The organism is Achromobacter spanius (genome assembly GCF_039673305.1).
Lineage (GTDB): Bacteria > Pseudomonadota > Gammaproteobacteria > Burkholderiales > Burkholderiaceae_B > Achromobacter > Achromobacter spanius_F.
This window is the reverse complement of sequence record NZ_JBDJLJ010000003.1, coordinates 140,637-160,496: the sequence shown is the minus strand read 5'-3', so window position 1 is coordinate 160,496 and position 19,860 is coordinate 140,637. Positions and strand designations below refer to the sequence as shown.

15 protein-coding genes are annotated in these 19,860 nt (G+C 69.5%); 2 read left to right on the top strand and 13 right to left on the bottom strand.

Going from position 1 to position 19,860, the window contains the following annotated elements:
• Positions 1-59: 59 nt before the first annotated feature.
• Complete coding sequence (locus ABE485_RS04820) at positions 60-1,148, top strand: flavin reductase (RefSeq protein ID WP_346513855.1); 1,089 nt, start codon at positions 60-62, stop codon at positions 1,146-1,148.
• A 51-nt stretch (positions 1,149-1,199) separates the two neighbouring features.
• Here ABE485_RS04820 and ABE485_RS04815 read toward each other — a convergent pair whose 3' ends face one another.
• The 9 genes from ABE485_RS04815 to ABE485_RS04775 all read right to left on the bottom strand — a co-directional run bounded on the left by ABE485_RS04815 (position 1,200) and on the right by ABE485_RS04775 (position 13,121).
• The gene (locus ABE485_RS04815) at positions 1,200-2,213 is read right to left on the bottom strand and encodes a PleD family two-component system response regulator (protein WP_346513854.1); all 1,014 of its coding nucleotides are present in this window, start codon (positions 2,211-2,213) and stop codon (positions 1,200-1,202) included.
• A 35-nt stretch (positions 2,214-2,248) separates the two neighbouring features.
• The gene (locus ABE485_RS04810; protein ID WP_346513852.1) at positions 2,249-3,259 is read right to left on the bottom strand and encodes a chemotaxis response regulator protein-glutamate methylesterase; all 1,011 of its coding nucleotides are present in this window, start codon (positions 3,257-3,259) and stop codon (positions 2,249-2,251) included.
• Positions 3,256-5,544 carry a hybrid sensor histidine kinase/response regulator gene (locus ABE485_RS04805; RefSeq protein WP_346513850.1) on the bottom strand — a complete coding sequence of 763 codons (2,289 nt, stop codon included), beginning with the start codon at positions 5,542-5,544 and terminating at the stop codon, positions 3,256-3,258. The genes ABE485_RS04810 and ABE485_RS04805 overlap by 4 nt, the downstream gene beginning before the upstream one ends.
• Positions 5,541-6,203, bottom strand: coding sequence for a chemotaxis protein CheW (locus ABE485_RS04800; RefSeq protein ID WP_346513849.1), 663 nt, complete (start codon positions 6,201-6,203; stop codon positions 5,541-5,543). Before ABE485_RS04800 ends, ABE485_RS04805 begins: the two co-directional genes overlap by 4 nt.
• A complete protein-coding gene (locus ABE485_RS04795; RefSeq protein WP_346513848.1) occupies positions 6,196-7,479 on the bottom strand; it encodes a CheR family methyltransferase in 1,284 nt (427 codons plus the stop codon). The genes ABE485_RS04800 and ABE485_RS04795 overlap by 8 nt, the downstream gene beginning before the upstream one ends.
• Complete coding sequence (locus ABE485_RS04790; RefSeq protein WP_346513846.1) at positions 7,476-8,018, bottom strand: chemotaxis protein CheW; 543 nt, start codon at positions 8,016-8,018, stop codon at positions 7,476-7,478. Before ABE485_RS04790 ends, ABE485_RS04795 begins: the two co-directional genes overlap by 4 nt.
• 8 nt (positions 8,019-8,026) lie before the next feature.
• A complete protein-coding gene (locus ABE485_RS04785; protein WP_346513845.1) occupies positions 8,027-9,646 on the bottom strand; it encodes a methyl-accepting chemotaxis protein in 1,620 nt (539 codons plus the stop codon).
• A gap of 251 nt (positions 9,647-9,897) precedes the next feature.
• Positions 9,898-11,364, bottom strand: a complete 1,467-nt coding sequence (locus tag ABE485_RS04780; RefSeq protein ID WP_346513844.1) for an amidase — start codon at positions 11,362-11,364, stop codon at positions 9,898-9,900.
• A 185-nt stretch (positions 11,365-11,549) separates the two neighbouring features.
• Positions 11,550-13,121, bottom strand: a complete 1,572-nt coding sequence (locus tag ABE485_RS04775; protein ID WP_346513843.1) for an enterochelin esterase domain-containing protein — start codon at positions 13,119-13,121, stop codon at positions 11,550-11,552.
• A gap of 213 nt (positions 13,122-13,334) precedes the next feature.
• Here ABE485_RS04775 and ABE485_RS04770 point away from each other — a divergent pair, with 213 nt between their 5' ends.
• A complete protein-coding gene (locus ABE485_RS04770) occupies positions 13,335-13,697 on the top strand; it encodes a group III truncated hemoglobin (protein WP_430795393.1) in 363 nt (120 codons plus the stop codon).
• 12 nt (positions 13,698-13,709) lie between these two features.
• On the opposite strand, the gene ABE485_RS04765 is transcribed toward ABE485_RS04770, so the two are convergent.
• From ABE485_RS04765 to ABE485_RS04750, 4 genes are all read right to left on the bottom strand, one after another.
• Complete coding sequence (locus ABE485_RS04765) at positions 13,710-15,980, bottom strand: helicase C-terminal domain-containing protein (RefSeq protein WP_346513841.1); 2,271 nt, start codon at positions 15,978-15,980, stop codon at positions 13,710-13,712.
• Positions 15,977-17,623: a VRR-NUC domain-containing protein gene (locus ABE485_RS04760; protein WP_346513840.1), complete on the bottom strand. Its 1,647-nt coding sequence runs from the start codon at positions 17,621-17,623 to the stop codon at positions 15,977-15,979. Before ABE485_RS04760 ends, ABE485_RS04765 begins: the two co-directional genes overlap by 4 nt.
• 32 nt (positions 17,624-17,655) lie before the next feature.
• Positions 17,656-18,258 (bottom strand): AAA family ATPase, encoded by a 603-nt coding sequence (locus tag ABE485_RS04755; RefSeq protein ID WP_346513838.1) that lies wholly within the window; start codon positions 18,256-18,258, stop codon positions 17,656-17,658.
• A gap of 281 nt (positions 18,259-18,539) precedes the next feature.
• A complete protein-coding gene (locus ABE485_RS04750) occupies positions 18,540-19,859 on the bottom strand; it encodes a c-type cytochrome (protein ID WP_346513836.1) in 1,320 nt (439 codons plus the stop codon).
• Between the last annotated feature and the right edge of the window lies 1 nt (position 19,860).

Here is a 19,860-nt window from a genome sequence, read left to right as displayed (position 1 = left end):
TGCAGGCGGGACGGTTTCCATCCTGCGCGGCGCTGGCATTCACGAAACAGGATGCGAGCATGACACCCTTCGACAGCCGGGAATTCCGCCGCGCGCTCGGCGCTTTCCCCACCGGCGTTACCGTAATCACCACCTGCGATGCCGGGGGCAAACCCTTTGGCGTCACCGCCAACTCCTTCAGCTCGGTATCGCTGGATCCGCCGCTGATCCTGTGGAGCCAATCCACCACCTCCAGCAGCTACCCGGCGTTCCGCGATTGCGATCGCTTCGTCGTCAACATCCTGGCGGACCATCAGGTGCAGGTGTCCAACCAGTTCGCGAAATCGGGCGCCGACAAGTTCCGCGAGGTTCCCGTCACCGCCGGGCTGGGCGGCGTGCCCATCATCGACGACTGCGCCGCCCACCTGGAATGCGTGAAGGTCGCCGCCTATCCCGGCGGGGACCACGTGGTCTACCTGGGCCAGGTGGAGAAGATCTTCCGCAGCGCCCATCACTCGCTGGCCTTCGGCGACGGCAAGTACCTGCGGACCTTCGCGCACGACCTGGGAGAAGTCGGCAGCCAGACGGGCACGGCCAGCCTCGCGAGCCTGAAGGCCCAGCGGATCGCCCTGGCGGCGCTGCCCGCCATCTGCGAGCGCATCGGCCAGCGCACTGTCGGCATCGCCGTCTGGGGCAACCAGGGCGCGACGATCGTCGGTTGGGAGCCGTCGGCCCATCCGGTCAGTCCGTTCCTGCAGGCGGGCGTCGTGGTAAGCCTCACGCAATCGGCCACGGGCATTGCGTTCGCCGCCTTCATGCCGCCCGAACAGGCACAGGCGGCCATCGACGACGAACTGCAGGCGCGCGCGCGCAGCGGCCAACCCGACAACGGACAGTTCGCGCAGCGCGTGGCCGAGACGCGCCGGCACGGACTGGCGCGGGCCGTCGGCGCGGCCGACTCGCCGCGCCATAAGGTCAAGGTCAACGCCTTCAGCGCGCCCGTCTTTGACGCGGGCGGCAACATGGTGCTGGCGATCTCGACCACCTGCGAGGCGGAGCGGCTGCCTTCGGATTGGGAGGGACCGGTGCCGGTCGCGCTGCGCGAGGCCGCGCGGGAGCTGTCGCAGCGCCTGGGCTGCCCGTCGGAAGCCTTCGTGCTGGCGGGCTAGCTCAGGGCAGGCACGGTTGTCATGCGGACTGCGCGGGCGGCTGTCCGCGCGTCACAGTTGCCCGGGCACGACCCGGTTGCGCCCCTGGCGCTTGGCCTCATAAAGGCCCCGGTCGGCCGCCTGGATCAGCTCGGTGCAAGGCTGCTCGCCTTGGGGCACGGCCGTGGCCAGGCCCACGCTGACCGTCAGCCAGGGGCCGGAACCCGCTTCCCGCTGCGGGATCTGCATGGCCTCGACGGCGCGGCGCAGCTTCTCGGCGGCCAGGCGGGCGCTGCCCGCGGGCGTGCCGGGCAGCACCAGCGCGAACTCTTCCCCGCCGAAGCGCGCGGCCAGATCGGTGGACCGGTCGCAGCTCGCGAAAATGGTGTTGGCCACGCGCTTGAGCGCTTCGTCGCCCGCGATATGGCCGTAGGTGTCGTTGTAGGACTTGAAGTGGTCCACGTCGATCATGAGCATGCTGATCTCGCGGCCATCGCGGCGCGCGCGCAGCCATTCGGCGTTCAGGTACTCATCGAAATAGCGCCGGTTGCCCAGGCCCGTCAGGCCGTCGGAATTGGTCAGCCGGCGCAGCTCCATGTTGCTTTCCAGCAGCTGCTGCTGGCTCTGGCGCAGGGCCTGGTAGGCCTCGTCGCGCTGCACCAGCGCCATGTAGGAGCGCGAGTGGTAGCGGATGCGCGCCACCAGTTCGATGGAATCCGGCAGCTTCACCAGGTAATCGTTGGCGCCGGCCGAGAAGGCGGCGCTCTTGATCGCCGGATCTTCCTTGGTGGACAGCACGATGATGGGGATGTCCCGCGTCACGGGATGGCTGCGGTATTCGCGCACAAGGCTCAGGCCGTCCACGCCCGGCAGCACCAGGTCCTGCAGGATGACGGTGGGCCGCGTCTGGACCGCCACGGTCAGGGCCTTGTATGGATCCGAACAATAGTGGAAATCGATATTGCCTTCGGGCACCAGCGCGCGCCGGATGGCCTCTCCAACCATCACCTGATCGTCGACGAGCAGCACCATCGCCCCGTGCGAATTCAAGTCCGCGGAGGCTGGGTCGTCAATGGAAGGGAGCATAGTGAGGTCCTTGAATTTCGCCTGTGTTCCGCGGCTCAGGCGAACGCCTGGATGACGCGGGTGGCAATTTGTTCGAGTGGCCGGATTTCCACGGCGGCCTGCATGGCCGCGGCGGCCTTGGGCATGCCATAGACGGCGCTGGTGGCCTGGTCCTGCGCGATGGTCAGGCAGCCCCGCTCGCGCAGCGCCTTCAGGCCGCGCGCGCCGTCCTGTCCCATGCCGGTCAGCAGCACGCCGACCGCCACGCCGCGCCAATGCTGCGCCACGCTATGGAAAAAAACGTCGATGGAGGGCCGGTACAGGCTTTCCGTGGGTTGGTCGGTGTAGCGCAGGGTACCATCGTCCAGCAAATGCAGATGGTCATCCGTGCCCGCCAGCAGAATCTGCCCAGGTTGCGGCCGTTCGCCTTCGCGCACCAGCCTGACGGGCAGCGACACCTGGTCGTTGAGCCAGTCCGCCATGCCCGCCGCGAACGACGCGTCCACGTGCTGCACCAGCACGATGCCCGCCGGGAAGTCGGTCGGCAGGTCGCCCAGCAACTGCGCCAGCGTGGCCGGCCCGCCTGCCGAGGCGCCGATCACCAGCAGGCGCCGCGCGCCCGGCTGGGGCGCGGGCTTGGCCAGCGGCGTCAGGGCCGGACGGCTGCCGTAGCGCCCGATCAGCCAGCCGATATTGCGGATCTTGCGCAGCAGCGGCGCGGCGGCGCTGCGCATGTCGCCGCTGCCGACGACCGGCGTGTCCGCGGCGTCCAGCGCGCCGTGCCCCATCGCGTCGAACACCCGCGAGGTATGGCGCGCCACGTCCGCCGTCACCACCACGATCGCGCAGGGCGTTTCCGCCATGATGCGGCGCGTGGCCTCGACGCCGTCCATGACGGGCATGATGAGGTCCATCAGCACCACGTCGGGACGGTCGCGCGCGCACTGCTGCACGGCCTCCAGCCCGTCGGACGCTGTCCACGCCACTTCCAGGCCGGGCTCCAGCGCAATCGCGCGCCGCAGGGTCTCGACCGCGAGGGGCATATCGTTGACGATCCCGATTCTCACGTGCGTGCCTTCCCGATCAGGTCTTCGACGGCATCGAGCAGCGCATCGTCGTGGAAGCTGCCCTTGGCCAGATAGTAGTCGGCGCCGGCGTCCAGCCCGCGCTGCCTGTCCTCTTCCCTGTCCTTGTACGACACCACCATCACCGGCAGGCCCTGCAGCCTGGGATCGGCCTTGATCCGCGACACGAGCTCGATGCCGTCCATGCGCGGCATGTCCACGTCGGTCACGATCAGATCGAAGTCCTCGGCGCGCAGCATGTTCCAGCCGTCCATGCCGTCCACCGCCACGGCCACGTCGAAGCCCCGGTTCAGCAACAGCTTGCGCTCGAGTTCGCGCACCGTCAATGAGTCATCCACCACCAGCACGCGCTTGCGGCGCCGCGCCGTCGCGGCCTCGGCCCCGCTGTCGACCCGCGACAGGCTGCCGCCTTCAATGAGCTTCTGGACGGACACCAGCATGTCCTCCACGTCCAGGATCAGCAGCGGCGTGCCGTCGTCCATCAACGCGCCCGCCATCACGTCCTGCACCTTGCCCAGCCGCGGATCCAGAGGCTGGACCACCAGCGTGCGCTCGCCCACGTAGCGGTCCACGGCGATGCCGTAGAGGCGGTCATGCTCGCCGGCCACCACCACCGGCAGCGTGTCGGCGGCCGGCGCGGGTTCGCCGGCGCGCAGGATCTGGCGGGCCGACACCAGGCCGATCTGGCGATCCATGAAGCGAAAATGCTGCTGGCCTTCGAGCTGTTCGATGTCCTCGGCACGCACCTGCAGCGCATGCCGGACGTAGGCAAGCGGAAACGCGTAGATCTGCCCCTGCACTTCGACCAGCAGGCTGCGCACCACCGACAGCGACAGGGGCATCTCCAGCACGAAGCGCGTGCCCTGCCCCGCCTGCTGGTACACCCGGACGGCGCCGCGCAACTGCCGCACCATCGTCTGCACCACGTCGAGCCCCACGCCGCGCCCCGAGATCTCGGTCACTTCGTCGCGCGTGCTGAACCCCGACAGGAACAGGAATTCAAGCAGTTCGGCCTCGCTCAGCCGCGCGGCGGTCTCCGTGTTGGTGAGCTTGCGTTCGACGACCTCGGCGCGAAGCTGGTCCAGCGAAATCCCGGAGCCGTCGTCCGCCAGCTCGACCAGCAGCATGCCGGCCGAGTGACGGGCCGACAGCCGGATCAGGCCTTCCGGCGGCTTGCCCGCCGCCACCCGGGCCGCGGGCGCTTCGATGCCATGGTCCACCGCGTTGCGCAGCAGGTGCATGAGCGGGGCATCCAGCTTTTCCAGGATGTCGCGGTCCACCTGCGTGTTCTCGCCGTCGATCTCCAGGCGCACCTGCTTGCCCAGCGAACGGCCCAGGTCGCGCACCATGCGCGCCATGCCGCCCAGGCCATCGCCGAACGGCCGCATCCGGCAGGCCAGCGCGGTGTCGTAGAGCCGCCGCGTGAGATGGCTCATGCGCCAGCCGAATTCGTCGACTTCGTTCGCGCGCTGCGTCAGTTCGCGCTGGCACTGGTCAAGGATGCGCTGCGCATCGTCCAGCGCCGCCTGCCCGCGCGCGTCCAGCTTCTGTCCCGCCAGCACGGCGCGCACGCCGTCCAGCGCCTGCGCGGCGCCCGCCTGCATGCGCCGCAGGCGCAGCATGGACGCGCTGAACGGGCCGACCCACTGCGATTCGACCAGCGTTTCGCTGGACAGGCCCAGCAGCTTGTTGAGCGTGTCGGCCGTGACGCGCAGCACGCGCTCGCCGTCTCCCAGTCCGGTGTCCGAACTGCGGCGCGCCGGCGCGGGAACCGGGGCCGCCGGCGCCGCCGACCCGGCGGGCGCGGCCGGTGCGTCATACGGCAGCACGATCGGCGGCAGGAAATCCGACGGCCTGGGCGGGCGCGGCGCCAGGGCCGGCGGCGCATTGGGCGCGCTGCTCAGGCGCACCACCAGGTCGCCGATCTCGGCGTCCAGCTCCACGCCCGGCGTGGCCACGCGCTGCAGCAGATCGGCGCCCAGCAACAGGGCGTCGATATCGGCCGCCTGCAGGCGCAAGCGTCCCTCCTGCGCGGCCACCAGGCAATCCTCCATGGCGTGCGCGATGCGCACGGCGGGATGCAGGTCCACGATGCGGGCGGCGCCCTTGAGCGAATGCGCGGCGCGCATGCAGGCCTCGAGCTGCGGCGCCGAGGTGGGATCCTGTTCCAGCGCCAGCAGGCCGTCGTTGAGCACCTGCACCTGGGTGCGGGTCTCGATCTGGAACAATTCGAGCAGCGAGGCGTCGCGCATCTGATCCGGATTCACGCCAGGCTCCGTTCCAAGGCTTGCATCAGCAAGGTTTCGTCCAGCACGCCCACGCCGCGCCCGCCGCAGCGGGCCATGCCGCGCGAATACTTGAGGCTGGCTCCCTGCACCGTCGCCGGCAACGGTTCCAGCGCGTCCAGGTCCACGTCGTGCATGCCCTCGACCTCGTCCACGGGCAGCACCACCGCCCGCCCCGCGCCGCCGATGATCAGCATGCGCGCGGCCGCGGGACGCTCGCGCGACTGCGGCGCCGCGGCCTCCAGGCCCAGCAGGCGCGACAGCGAAACGCAAACCGTCAGCGTGCCGCGCACGTTCGTCACGCCCAGCACGGCCGGATCGCGGCGATGCGGCAGGCTGACGATGCCGCGCGTGCCGGCCACCTCGTCCAGCGCGCGGGTGGGCAGGCCCAGCCATTCCTGATGCAGCCGGAACACCAGCAGCGAAGACAGGTTCTCGCCCTGGGCCTCGGCGGCGGGTTCGGCCTGTTCCTCCATGCCCGGCGCCAGCCGGTCGAGGATGCGCTTGGCGGCCGCCGCATACACGGGGCAGTTGCGGCAATGCACATGTCCGGGCAGCTGCGCGCAGCTTTTGTCGCCGCGGATGCCGATGCGGTTCCAGCAGTCGTCCACGTCGGACAGCGTTGAAATCTGTTCACTCACGCCGCGCCTCCTGGCGCGCCGCGCGCGCCTGCAGGCGGCGGGCGCCCTCGTGGTCGCCATCGGACGCGACCAGCGCCGCCAGGTGCAGCAGCGCCTCGCGGTGGGTCGGGTCCAGGTACAGCGCCTTGCGGTAGGCGGCCTGCGCCTGCCGCGCATTGCCCGCCGCGTCCAGCAGCAGGCCCTGCAGATGCAGCACCGCGGCGCTCGCGCCATGCAGGTCAATGTGGGCCTGGCACTGCGCCATCGCGTCCCGCACCCTGCCCTGGTCGGCCAGGGACTCGATCTGCCGCAGCGATGCCTCGGACGCCTGTCCGGGCGCCACGGCCGCGCCGGCAGGCGCCGCGCCCGCGATGGCCGCGTGCGGCAGGGGCAGCCGCGGCGCAGGCGTCTGGGCGACGGTTCGCCTGGGCGGCGTCCAGGCATGCACGATGGGAGGCGGCGCGCGCAGCGGAGCCGGGGCTTCGGCCGGCGCCGGCGCCGGCCTGGCCCGAAACGCGAACGAGCGCGCGATGGGCACCGGCGGCAGCCGCCGTCCCGTCAGCAGGCTGGTCTCGGCAGGCCCCACGAAGATCACGCCGTCCTCGCGCGTGTGGCGCCGCAGCACCTGGATCGCGCGCTCCTGCGTGGCGGCGTCGAAATAGATGAGCAAGTTGCGGCAGAAGACGAAATCGTAGGGCGCCGCGCCCGCCAGCAGATTGGGATCGAACAGGTTGCCCGGCCGGAACCGGACCTGCGCCGTCACCCGCGAGGCCAATTGGTGGCCGTCGGGCGCCTCGGAGAAATGGCGGTCGCGGAACGACAGATGGTCGCCGCGGAAGGAGTTGCGGCCATACACGGCGCGCTGGGCGAATTCGACCATGCGCACGCTGATGTCCACGGCGTCCACCTGGAAGCGCTGCGGCGGCACGCCGGCGTCCAGCAGCGCCATCGCGATGGAATACGGTTCTTCGCCACTGGAACAGGGCACGCTCAGCACCCGCAGCACCCGGCCTTCGCAGCCCGGCGCGAACAGGCGCTCGCGGGCCAGCGCCGCCATGGCCGCCTGCGATTCCGGATACCGGAAGAACCAGGTCTCCGGCACGATCACGGCTTCGATCAGCTGCTGCATTTCGTCGGGCCAGGACTGCACCCGCGCCAGGTATTCGCGCTCGTCTTCCACGCCGGCCGCATGCATGCGGTGGCGCACGGCGCGCTCGACGGCGGCCTGGCCGATGGAGCCGCTGTCCAGCCCCATCCTGCGCTTGAGCAAGCCGCTGAATTCTTCCATCAGGCTCATGGCCGCGCCTCGCCAGCCGCCGGGGCGGCCCCGGGCGGAAACAGCAGCGACCGCACATGCAGCGGCAGCAGATCATCCACCCTCACGGCCTGCACCATGCCCTGCGCATCGCTCAGGACCGGGCCGAGGTAGCGGGCTTCGGCGTTGTCCAGCGCGTGCGGCTGGAACGCGGCGGGGTCGTAGTGGACGGTTTCGGTGGCCTGCTCCAGGATCAATCCCAGCAGGCGCTCGCCCGCCAGCGCATCCGCGCGGTAGCGCACCATCGCCAGCCGGGTGCTGGTCACGGCCGCCGCCGCGCCCGCGCCGGCCAGCGCGCTCATGTCCAGCACCGGCACGGCCGCGCCGCGGCGCTGCATCATGCCCGCCACCCAGTGCGGCGCGCCGGGCACCTGCTTGAATGCGCGCAGGCCCAGCACCTCGGCGATATCGGCGGCGTCCAGCGCATAGCGGTCCGCGCCGATCCGGAACAGCAGATACAGCCGGCGTCCGGCGGCGGCATGAGCCGGACCGGCGGGCGCGCGGGGGACGGGATCCGTCATGGCCGCGTTCACACCTTGAAGCGCGAAACGCCGCTGCGCAGGTCATTGGCCACCAGCGTCAGCTCTTCGATGGCCAGGCTGGACTGGCGCAGCGATTCCACGGTCTGCTGCGCGGCGTCGCTGAGCTGCTGCAGCGCCTGGTTGATCTGCTCGGCGCCGGTCGCCTGCGCCTGCATGCCTTCATTCACCATCTGCACCCGCGGCGCCAGCGTCTGCACCTGCTGGATGATCTGCGACAGCTGATCGCCCACCTGCTGCATGTCGGTCATGCCGCGGCGCACTTCCTCGGAAAATTTGTCCATGCCCATCACGCCGGCGGACACGGACGACTGGATCTCGCGCACCATCTGCTCGATGTCGTACGTGGCCACGGCCGTCTGGTCGGCAAGGCGGCGGATCTCGGTGGCCACCACGACAAAGCCGCGGCCGTACTCGCCGGCCTTCTCGGCTTCGATGGCCGCGTTCAGCGACAGCAGGTTGGTCTGGTCGGCCACCTTGGTGATCGTCGTCACGACCTGCGTGATGTTGCCCGCCTTCTCGTTCAGGATGGCCAGCTTGGCGTTGACCGAGCCGGCCGCGCCCACCACGTTGCGCATGGTGTCTTCCATGCGCGCCAGGCCCACCTGCCCGCTGCCGGCCAGCGTCGCGGTCTGCTCGGCCGCGCCGGAGACCTCGGTCATGGTGCGCACCAGTTCGCGCGAGGTCGCGGAGATTTCGCGAGAGGTAGCGCCGATTTCCGTTGTGGTGGCCGCCACTTCGGATGCGGTGGCCTGCTGCTGCTTGGACGTGGCGGCGATCTCGGTCACCGACGTCGCCACCTGCACGGCCGACCGCTGCGTCTTGCCGACCAGGCCGGTCAGCTCGTCCACCATGCCGTTAAAGCCGCTCTCGATGGCGTTGAATTCATCGTTGCGCGCCAGCTTCAGCCGCCGGGTCAGGTCGCCGCCGCCGGTGGCTTCCAGCGTCTTGACGATGTCGCGCATCGGATTGGCGATGGCGCGCATCAGCAACACCCCGCAGACGATCGCCGCGGCAATGGCCATCGCCAGCGACGCCAGCATGCCGGTTTCGGCCGACCTGACAGATTGCCGGATGCTGACCGCGGCCAGGTCCGCCTGCTTCTTGTTTTCAACGACCATCCTGGCCAGGATGTCGCGCCCCTGATAGAACGCGGGCCGCAATTCCGACGCGATGCGCGCCCGCACGCGCGCGGGATCCGACTGATCCGCGGACGCCAGGATGTCGGTGCGGATGCGCTTGTATTCGCGCAGATCCTTTTGAAACTCGTCGAACAGCTGCTGGTCGTCCTGCCGGGTGATGGCCTGCCGGTAGAACTCGATGTGCTCGTCCAGCAGCTGGTCGTTCTTGGGCAGCGCCTCCAGCGTGGTGCGGCGCTCCCGCTCGTCGGTGGTATTGAAGGCATCCTGCACCACCACGAAGCCCGCGAACCACGCGGCCCGGATCGAGGTGCTGTAGTAGATCCCCGGAACGGCGTCGACGTTGATCATTTCGACTTCGGACTCGATGTGCAGCAGCCGCCGGTAGTCCACCACCACCATCAGGGTCATGATCGCAAGAATGACCAGGAAACTGGCCAGGATGCGCCGGCGGAGCGTCAGATTCTTCATTCCGAGAGACCTTTGTACTGTTTCGACTTGTCAACGTCCGAGCGGGACGCCCCTTGAATCCCGCCGCATCGGCCTGCCCGCGGCCGGCGGCCCTGACGGGATGTGGGAAATTTCGACAATTATTACAAAGGTGCCGCCCCGCAGCCATGAAAAATGCGGGAAAACCCAAAACTTGCCGCCCTTCGTCGGTAAAAAGCAAAGTTCTATTACAGAATTTGGTCCGACACCTGTGAGCGTTGGTGCGTTTTCCGTCAGGCCTGGCCCGTCCAGAGCGCCTGGGGCGGCCGTTCCCGGACCCAGTCGCGCGTCTTTTCGTACGCGTGCGCCAGCTGCAGCACGGCCAGGTCCCCACGGGGCGGCCCGATGAGCTGCATGCCCATCGGCAGGCCCGCGGCGTTGAACCCGACCGGCACGCTGATCACCGGACACCCCGCCAGCGTCCAGGGCGTGACGGTCTCCATCCAGCGATGGTAGGTATCCATGGGCCGGCCGGCGATCTCCTTGGGCCAGTCCAGATTCACGTCGAAGGGAAACACCTGCGCCGACGGCACGGCCAGGTAGTCCACGTCCTCGAACATGCGCAGCACCGTCTGGTACCACGCGCTGCGCTCCTCGGTCGCCTGGTAGACCTCGTGCGCGGTCATGCCGTCCAACCCTTCGACTTCCCAGATCAGCGCGGGCTTGACCAGCTTGCGGGTGTCCGGATTCTGGACCAGCGCATGGAATTGCCCGCCCACCATCAGGTGGCGGTGCGTCAGCCAGATGCGCCACAGCCGCTCGCCCGCGAAGGGCACCTGGTAATCGACGACCCGGCAGCCCGAGGCGTCCAGGCCCTTCAGCGCCTGCGCGCACAGGTCCAGGATGCCGGGCTCCATCGGCAGATAGCCGCCCCAGTCGCCCAGCCAGCCCACGCGCCGGCCGGACAGGTCGGCGTCCAGCGGCTGTGCGTACTGGGCGGGGTCGTCGGTCAGCGACAGGGGCGCGCGCTTGTCATGGCCCGCCATCACCGACAGCAGCAGTGCCACGTCGCGCGGCGTGCGGCCCATGGGCCCTTCATAGGAAAGCTGCTTGAGGAACACTTCCGGCGCGGGACCGGCCGGCACGCGCCCCGCGGACGGACGCATGCCGTAGACGTTGCAGAACGCCGCCGGGTTGCGCAGCGATCCGCCGAAATCGCTGCCGTCGGCCACGGGCAGCATGCGGGCGGCCAGCGCCGCGGCCGCGCCGCCGCTGCTGCCGCCGGCGGTCTTGGTGGCGTCGTAGGGGTTGCCCGTGGCGCCGTAGACCTTGTTGTAGGTGTGCGAGCCCAGGCCGAATTCCGGCACATTGCTGCGGCCGATGAAGATCGCGCCGGACGCGCGCATGCGCTCGACGATGATCGAATCATGCTGCGTCACCACGTCCTTGTAGACCAGCGATCCCATGGACGTGACCATGCCGCGCACCGCGGTCAGGTCCTTGGGCGCCTGCGGCATGCCATGCAGCCAGCCCAGCCACTGGCCCGCGGCCAGCTGGGCGTCGCGTTCGTCGGCTTCGCACAAGAGTTCGTCGCTGTCGCGCCGCGCGACGATGGCGTTCAGCTTGGGGTTGACCTGGTCGATATGCGCCAGATAGGCCTGCATCACTTCGCGGCAGGACACGCGGCGGCTGCGGATGGCGTCCGACAGCGCGTGCGCGGGCATCGCCACAATCTCATTCAGCGGGGCGGCGGTAGACATGGGTGTGGGTCTCCTGGCGGCGCGCCGCGGGGCAGCCGGGCGCGCGTATTGTCGTTGGGCGCGCGGCGGCCACCCGCCCGCGCAAGGCGACAATACTACGCAAACTGTCGGGCCGCGTCAGGCCGGGCCGCGTCAGGCCGGGCCGCGCCAGGTCCGCGCCTTGCCCCCAACGATGCTGACCGACCTCAGCGGCTCGCCTGACGATCCGTGCCGATCAATTCCAGCAGGCCGTCGGACAGCGTGCCGCGCCAGCTCAGATAGTCGTGGCCGCCCGCGACCTCGCGGTGCGTCACCAGGTAGCCCTTGGCGAGCAGCACGTCGCGCAAGTGCCGGTTGGTCTCCAGGATGCCGGGCTGGCCGCCGCGCCCCGTCTCGAACAGCCCGGCACCCAGGAAGAAGCGCACCGGCAGCTTGCGGATGGCGACGAACTGCCGCGTCAGCCACTGGTCCTCTTCGCCCGGCGGCGCCCACCAGTAAGAGCCCGACTGGCTGAGCACGTTGCCGAAGATCTCGGGATGGCGCAACGCCGCGTACGACGACGCCAGCCCACCGTAGCTGGAACCGCCGATGACGGTGCGCGCCGCCGGCGCGCCGATGCCCTGCTTGCGCGCCCACGGCATGAGCTCGCGCGCCAGGAAATCGGCGAAGTCCGGATTGGGCGGCAGCTCGCGGCCCCGCGAATCCGCCGTGGGATTGTCGATCAGCAACGCCGCCGTCGGCGGGATGACGCCTGCCGCGATCATGTTGTCCAGGATGGTCGGCGTGGGCACCCGGCCCAGGTACGCGCCCGCGTCGAACAGCACCAGCACGTGGTTGTCCGGGCCATCAGGCCGCCAGCCGGCCGGACGATACAGATGCACCTTGCGCGTGTTGCCCAGTATATCGCTGCGCAGATCCTTGGCCTGCACCGTGCCGGCTGGCACGCCCGCGCGCGGCTCCACCCAGGGCTGCGGCGGCGCACCGGCCAGTTCCAGCACGGAATAGTTCTGGAAGGCGTCGACGCCGCGCTCGGGATAGACCTTCGGGTTGCCGGGATCGGCCTGCGCGGTGGCTAGGATCGCGCGCCGCCGCGCCATGCCGGTTCCAGGCAGCTCGGGCACGTCGGGCGCCAGCCGGTACGACAGGCGCGTCGACCTGGGCACCACGAAGCTCACATGCCAGACATCGGAATCGCCCAGCCGCGCCAACTGCGCGTGGTCGGCCGACGGCCCGCCAAAGAGGCGGACATTGCGCTGCGCGCCCCGCCACAGGAAGGTGACGCGATCATTGGCCGCATCCACCGGCTCGACCAGCGGCGTGCCCGTGCGCGCGATCTCTTCCCAGAACGCGGCGGTCGTGCCGCCCCGCGCCAGCGTCTGCGCCAGCGCGGCCAGGCGCGGGCTTTCAATCGCGGGCGCGGGCGCATGCTGCGCCGACAACGGCAGGCGCTCGGTCACCGCCCACCGGTATGCGCCCTGCCCCTGCGCCCGCACCGTATAGGCGCCGTCGGCCGGACCGACCAGCATCAGCATGCCGGCCGGCTTCTCGCGGTCGCTCAGCCGGCGCACGTGGCGGCCGTCCGCGTCCAGCAGATCCAGCGTCACGCCGCTGTCCGCCGCCCACGTGCCCGCCAGGAACTCTCCCTTCCGCAACTCGATGCGCGTGTCGGCATGCGCCTGCGGCGTCACCTCGCCCTGCGCCGACTGCGCCGCGGCCAGTCCTGACGCCGCGCCCAACATCGCAAAAACCAGCGCCGCCGGCGCAACGCGCCACCCCATTCTTTTTCGCATACAGGCCCGCCATAATAAGAATAGGTATCATTATTACCCAAACCGCCGACCATGCCGGCGTTCGCGTAAATTCCGCCGCGACGCTTGAGCCATATCAAACCGCAAGGGTTCGCCCCCGCCCTAAGATCGCCTCCTGCCCACCGTCCGGAGACGATCTTGACCACCCCCACCGACCTCTGCACCGAAGCCGAAATCCAGGACATGGTCCACACCTTCTACGGCAAGGCGCGCGCCGACGAGTCGCTGGGTCCCATCTTCAACGGCCTGATCCACGACTGGGACGAACACCTGGCCACGCTGTCCGACTTCTGGTCCGCGGTGCTGCTGGGCACCGGCCGCTTCTCGGGCATGCCCATGCCCAAGCACGTCGCCATGCCCAACCTGAAGGCCGAGCTCTTCGAACGCTGGCTGGTGCTATTCGGGGAAACTACCGACGCCCTGCCCAACCGCGCGCTGGGCGACGCGGCGCAGGAAATGGCCAAGCGCATGGCGCGCAGCCTCTGGTACGGCTACCAGCTGTCGCGCGATCCCAGCCAGCCGCTGACCGAACTGCGCCCCGCGTAGCCCGCGGCCGGATCAGTCCACCCGCCACCAGCCCGGCAGCAGTCCGCGCACCTTGGCGCGGCGATAGCGATCGTCGATGAGATGCACCGTGCCCACGTCGTGCTCGGTGCGGATGACGCGGCCCGCCGCCTGCACCACCTTCTGCATGCCCGGGTACAGATAGGTGTAGTCGTAGCCGTTCTCTTCGCCGTAGCGCAGGTCCATGGCGCGCTTCATGTTTTCGTTCACGGGATTCACCTGCGGCAGGCCCAGGGTGGCGATGAACGCGCCGATCAGCCGCTTGCCCGGCAGGTCCACGCCTTCCGAGAACGCGCCCCCCAGCACCGCGAAACCCACGCCCTGCCCGGTTTCCGTGAAGCGGGCCAGGAACGCCGCGCGGCCGGGCTCATCCATGCCCGGCGTCTGCAGCCAGATCGGCACGTGCGGATGGCGCTGGCGCATCAGGTCGGCCACCCGCTTGAGGTAGTCGAAGCTGCTCAGGAACCCCAGGTAATTGCCGGGTCGCTCGGCGTACTCGCGCGCGATGAGGTCGGCGATGGGCGCCAGCGAGCGCTCGCGGTCGCGAAAGCGCGTCGACACGTTGCCCACGACCCGCACCGCCAGTTGCGCCGCCTGGAACGGCGCGGCCACGTCGATCCAGGGCGTGTCCTTGGGCAGGCCCAGCGTATCGCGGTAGAACTGTTGCGGACTCAGCGTGCCCGAAAACAGCACCGTGGCGTGCGCCCCCGCATAGCGCGCGGCCAGATAGGGCGCGGGAATGACATTGCGCACGCACAGCACGGACGGCGGCGTCTTGGCGCCGGCGGCGGCCGCGTCGCTGCGCGTCGCGTCGAACAGCGCGTGCGAGCCGAACTGCTCGGCCAGCCGCATGAAATGCAGCGCCTCGAAGTAGAACCCCAGCAGGGGATCGTCCTGCGGCAGCGGCGCCTGGCCGATATATTCGGTGATGGCGGCAACCGCCTTCTGCACCGCCGACAAGACGCCGGCCGGCGCGGCGTCGTAGGCCTGGTAGCGTTCGGCCTGCTTCTTGTTCAGGGCGTTCCAGGACCGGTGCAGTCCGTCCAGCGCTTTCTTGAGCGCCTTGGGCGCCGCGTGGCGCGCCGCCGTCAGGCGGTCCTGGTCCAGTTCGCCGGTGTACATGCGGCGCGCGCGGTCCACCAGGTTGTGGGCCTCGTCGACCAGCACGGCCACCTTCCACTGGTGCGCCTGCGTCAGCGCGTACAGCATCGCCGTGGAATCGTAGTAGTAGTTGTAGTCGCCCACCACGACGTCGCTCCAGCGGATCAGCTCCTGCGACAGGTAATACGGACAGACATCATGCTCAAGCGCGGTGGCGCGCACGGCGGGCGCGTCCAGTCGCGTGTGTTCCAGCGCCGCCGCGCGCGCCTGCGGCAGGCGGTCGTAGAAGCCCCGCGCCAGCGGGCAAGATTCGCCATGGCAGGCCAGGTCCGGATGCACGCAGGCCTTGTCGCGGGCCTGCAGGTCCAGCACCCGCAGCCCGGGCGCGGCGGGCTGGGCGTTGACCGTGTCCAGCGCCTCGAGCGCCAAGCCCCGCCCGGGCCCCTTGGCCGCCAGGAAGAACATCTTGTCCAGCCCCGTTCCCGGGCTGGCCTTGAGCAAAGGAAAGATCGTGCCCAGCGTCTTGCCGATGCCGGTGGGCGCCTGCGCCATCAGGCAGCCGCCGTCGCGCGCCGTGCGGTAGGCGGCCACCGCCAGTTCGCGCTGACCGGCCCGGAACTCGCCGTGCGGAAACGCCAGCTTTTCCAGCGCGGCGTCGCGCGCCTGGCGATGGGCAAGCTCAGTTCTGGCCCAGGCCAGGAAGCGCCCGCACTGCGCCTGGAAGAACGCGGCCAGTTCGGCGGCCTGGCAGGTTTCAACCAGCACGGTCTCTTCTTCCGTGGCCACGTTGAAGTACACCAGCGCCACCCGCACGCTCGCCAGGCCCCGCGCCTGGCACAGCAGATGGCCGTACACCCGCGCCTGCGCCCAATGGACCACGCGGTGGTTCTCGCGCACGCTGTCGATCTGCCCGCGATACGTCTTGATCTCTTCGAGCTGATTGGCGGCCGGGTCGTAGCCGTCGGCGCGGCCACGCACCAACAGGCCTTCAAAGGCGCCGGACAGGGGAACCTCGGTCTCGTAGTCCGGCCCCCGTCGTCCCGTGACCACCGCATGGCCCGCCATGCCCTCCACGCCGCTGGGCGCCGGCGTGAAACGCAGGTCCAGGTCGCCCGCCCGGGCCGTGAACTCGCACAGCGCACGCACCGCCACCGCGTAGCTCATGCCGCGCCCTCGAGCCAGCTGACGTGGCAGACGCGCACCGGCATACCATGCGCCACGCAGTACTGCAGCCAGCGGATCTGGTTGTCCTGCAGCTTGTCGCCCGGCCCCTTCACTTCGATCAGTTCATATCGGCGTTCGGCGGGCCAGAAACGGACGAGGTCGGGCAGCCCGGTCCGGTTCGCCTTGACGTCGCGCAGCAGCCGCGCAAAGAACAGCTTCAGGTGCGCGGCCGGCAGGCAGTCCAGTGCCTGCGCCAGCAACGGTTCGGACAAGGCGCCCCAGAACACGAACGGGGACTGCACGCCGGATTTGTCGGCGTAGCGCCGCAGGATGACATCGCGGTAGGCCGGCGTATCAAGCTGCGCCAGGCAGTCCTCGAAGTGCGCCTGGCGCCGCGCGTGGAAGTCCGGCGCATCCAGGTCGGCCGGGCCGCGCTGGAACGGATGGAAGAACGCGCCCGGCAGCGGCGCGAACACGGCCGGCCAGCACAATAGCCCGAACAGCGAATTGATCAGCGCATTCTCAACGTAATGCACCGGAGCGTCGTCATGATGCAGGTGGTCCCGCGTCACGTATTCCACGGACGAGGCCACGGCCGGACGCGGCAGCGCCAGGTCGGTGCGCGGCACGGCCGGCGCGGCGGCGCGCGCCGGCACGCCCTGCCCCAGCCCGCGCCGCAGCCGCGGCATCATGCGCGCCACGCGCTGGCTTTCTTCTTCGCTTTCCGGCGCGCTGCCGGCCTGCAGGGCCAGCGCCATCGCGTCCTGGAACCGCTGCATCCGTTCATACACGCGGATGCGGCGATGCCTGGCGCCCGGATAGTCGCAGCAAGCGTACACGCGCTGCGCGGCCTCCCAGTCCTGCGCACGCTCACAGGCCTGCCCGATCCGCAGCAGCACCTTGGCGCGGCGCTTTTCCAGCCAGGCGTTGCCGCTGGCGCAGGCCTGCGCGGCCTGCAGCAAGGTGTCGACGGCGGCGCCCTCGTCCAGCGCCTGCCGGCAGGCGTGCAGCGCCAGGTAGCAGTCCACGTCCGCGCGCGTCTGGAACGCCCGCGACGCGGCGTCGAACGGCACGGCTTCGTACTGGAACACGCCCAGGTCCGCCAGCACGAATTCCGACCAGTCTTGGTGCAGGTTGCCGAAGAACATCAGGCGCAGGCGTTCGCAGCGTTCGCCCACGGTCACGCGCCAGACGGCCTCTTGCGCGCCGGGGTTCCAGCCGCCATAGGGACGCGCGTCGCCCAGGACGGGGCGCAGCGCCTCGAGCATGTCGGCCTTGCGCGCGGCGGGCCTTGCCGCCGCCTGCGGGGCGAACACGCGGACAAGTTCCGGCTTGGTCAGCAGCCCGAACAGTTCGTCCAGCGTCATCAGCGCCTGGGCGTCCAGCCAGCCCAACGCCTGCAGCGGCGCGGCGGCGTCCTCGATGCCCGGGATTTCGTCGTAGACGAGCCGGCTGGCGCGAAACCACGGCCCGCGCCGCATCAGCATGCGCACCATCAGCGCTTGCGACGCCTGCGGCAACGCCGCGAAATCCGCCAGGAAACGGCAATCGTCCGCGTCCAGCAGGTCGGCGTAGCGGTCCGAGACCCACGCCAGCGCGCGCTGGAAATTGTGCAGATAGTAGTAACGGTGCGGGGGCAACATCGGCGCCGGAGAGCTGTTTATTTATCCAGTAATCATAGCAGGCCGGCCGCCGGCGCGTCCGCTTGCGCACCCGCTTGCGCCGCCTGCCACACGTGCCTGACGATGCACAGCCCTTCCCCTTCGTCAGGCTCGACGAAATACGCCGTGATCGCGTCGTACTCGGCATCGCTGGTCTGGAAGGGATGCGTGCCCGCGGCATTGCGCGCACGCAGCCGCGCCTTGCACACGTCGTCCGGCACGTCCAGGTAATGCAGCTGGTGCGGACACCCCGACGCTTGCGCCACCGCGCGCAGCCATTCTCGGCTGCGCCGCGTATTCGCGGGAAAGTCCAGCACCACCGACAGGCCGGCCGCCACCAGCGCCGCCACATGGTCGCCCATGGCATTGCGCAGGCGGCCGGCGCAGCGCGCGTAATCCGTCACGTCCACGATCTCGCCGGGATACAGCGACGCCAGCCAGCGGTCTTCGCTGAGCAGCAGGGTCCCGGGCCGCGCCGCGAGCCGGGCCGCCAGCGTGGACTTTCCCGCGCCGATCTTGCCGCACAGAAAGTGGAGCACGGGCGCGGCGGCGTCGAAGGTCGAAGAGTCGGTGGAAGATTCGGTGGAAGATTCGGTGGAAGATGCGGTGAAAGACATGCGGGCCTCCTGTAAGACGGCAGATCCAGGAGGCGGAAAACAAAAAACCCGCCTCTTGGCGGGTTCATGTAGCGATGTCCGGATGCGCGCTACCCCACCATCAGTGCGATGGTGGAAATAATCAAGGCGAACGGGGCGCGGGTCGAAGACATGACCCGCAGCTTGCGCCCTTGCCCGCCCCTTGTCAAACCCGCGCATGAAAAACGGCGCCGGAAAGCCTGGGCTTTCCGGCGCCGTCAGGCGTCGCGGCGGGCGCTGACACGCCCGCTCGACGCGTCGGCTTACTGCGCGCGCACCGGCTGCGGCGCCGCGCCGATATCCTTGCGCACCTTGGCCACGTCCGCGGCGGAGACTGCCGCCCCCTTGTTGCCCCAGCTCGACCGCACGAAGCTCACCACGTCGGCGACCTCCTTGTCGGTCATGCGCCAGTCGAAGCCCGGCATCGCGTACGCGGTCGGCGCCGACGCCGTGCCCGGCATCTGCGCGCCCTTGAGCACGATGTGGATCAGCGAGGCCGGATCGGCCGAGTTCACCGTGGAGCTCAGCGCCAACTGCGGGAAAGTCTCCGTGTAGCCCTTGCCCGTGCTGCGGTGGCAGGCCGCGCAGTTGTTCAGGAAGGCCATGGCGCCGTCGCCCTTGTCCTTGCCGGTGCGCAGCGCCTGGGCCACGGACTCGTCATAGGCCAGCGGCTTGGTGGCGTCCTTGTTCACCGGAGGCAGGCTCTTCAAGTACACCGCAATGGCGTTCAGGTCGTCGTCGGTGAGGTGCTGCGTGCTTTCCTCGACCACCTGGGCCATGCCGCCGAAGGCTGCCGAATGGCCGTTGCGGCCGGACTTCAGGAAGGTCGTGATGTCTTCCTTGCTCCAGCTGCCCAGGCCGTCGGTGACGTCGCCGCGCAGGTTCTTGGCCAGCCAGCCTTCCACCACGCCGCCCGACAGGAACGCCGAACCGTCCGCGTCCGTCAGCGCCTTTTCCTGCAGCGCCATGCCGCGCGGCGTGTGGCAGGTGCTGCAATGGCCCAGGCCTTCGACGAGGTACTGGCCACGCAGCAGCGCCTGCTTGTCCGCGCCGCTCAGGTTGGCCGTGACAGGAGCCGTCGCGACGTCGGGCGCGAACATCCAGCGCCACACGGTCAGGGGCCAGCGCATCGACATCGGCCAGATGATGTCGGTGTCCTTGTTTTCCTGCTTCACCGGCTCGACGCCGTGCATGAAGTAGGCGTACAAGGCCTTGACGTCATCGGGGGTGACCTTGGCGTACGCGGTGTACGGCATGGCCGGGTACAGCGAATGTCCGTCCTTGGCCACGCCGTGGCGCACGGCCCGGTCGAAGTCCTCGTACGAATAATTGCCGATACCCGTTTCCTTGTCCGGCGTGATGTTGGTCGAATAGATCATGCCCAGCGGCGAATCGATGCCCAGGCCGCCGGCAAAGGGCTTGCCGCCCTTGGCCGTGTGGCAGGCGATACAGTCGCCGGCGCGCGACAGGTATTCGCCCTGCTTGATCATCTGCGCATCGTTTGACGCCGGCGTGCCGTCCGCGGCAAACGCGGCGCTGGCAACCAGGGCCGAGAAGGCCGCAACAATGGTCTGCTTAATCATT

Excerpts from the sequence above, each read along its gene's own strand:
- ABE485_RS04795 (WP_346513848.1), bottom strand. The coding sequence starts at position 7,479 with ATGAGCCTGATGGAAGAATTCAGCGGCTTGCTCAAGCGCAGGATGGGG.
- ABE485_RS04815 (WP_346513854.1), bottom strand. The coding sequence starts at position 2,213 with ATGCTCCCTTCCATTGACGACCCAGCCTCCGCGGACTTGAATTCGCAC.
- ABE485_RS04750 (WP_346513836.1), bottom strand. The coding sequence starts at position 19,859 with ATGATTAAGCAGACCATTGTTGCGGCCTTCTCGGCCCTGGTTGCCAGC.
- ABE485_RS04775 (WP_346513843.1), bottom strand. The coding sequence starts at position 13,121 with ATGGGGTGGCGCGTTGCGCCGGCGGCGCTGGTTTTTGCGATGTTGGGC.
- ABE485_RS04785 (WP_346513845.1), bottom strand. The coding sequence starts at position 9,646 with ATGAAGAATCTGACGCTCCGCCGGCGCATCCTGGCCAGTTTCCTGGTC.
- ABE485_RS04770 (WP_430795393.1), top strand. The coding sequence starts at position 13,335 with ATGGTCCACACCTTCTACGGCAAGGCGCGCGCCGACGAGTCGCTGGGT.
- ABE485_RS04755 (WP_346513838.1), bottom strand. The coding sequence starts at position 18,258 with ATGTCTTTCACCGCATCTTCCACCGAATCTTCCACCGAATCTTCCACC.
- ABE485_RS04780 (WP_346513844.1), bottom strand. The coding sequence starts at position 11,364 with ATGTCTACCGCCGCCCCGCTGAATGAGATTGTGGCGATGCCCGCGCAC.
- ABE485_RS04820 (WP_346513855.1), top strand. The coding sequence starts at position 60 with ATGACACCCTTCGACAGCCGGGAATTCCGCCGCGCGCTCGGCGCTTTC.
- ABE485_RS04790 (WP_346513846.1), bottom strand. The coding sequence starts at position 8,018 with ATGACGGATCCCGTCCCCCGCGCGCCCGCCGGTCCGGCTCATGCCGCC.
- ABE485_RS04765 (WP_346513841.1), bottom strand. The coding sequence starts at position 15,980 with ATGAGCTACGCGGTGGCGGTGCGTGCGCTGTGCGAGTTCACGGCCCGG.
- ABE485_RS04760 (WP_346513840.1), bottom strand. The coding sequence starts at position 17,623 with ATGTTGCCCCCGCACCGTTACTACTATCTGCACAATTTCCAGCGCGCG.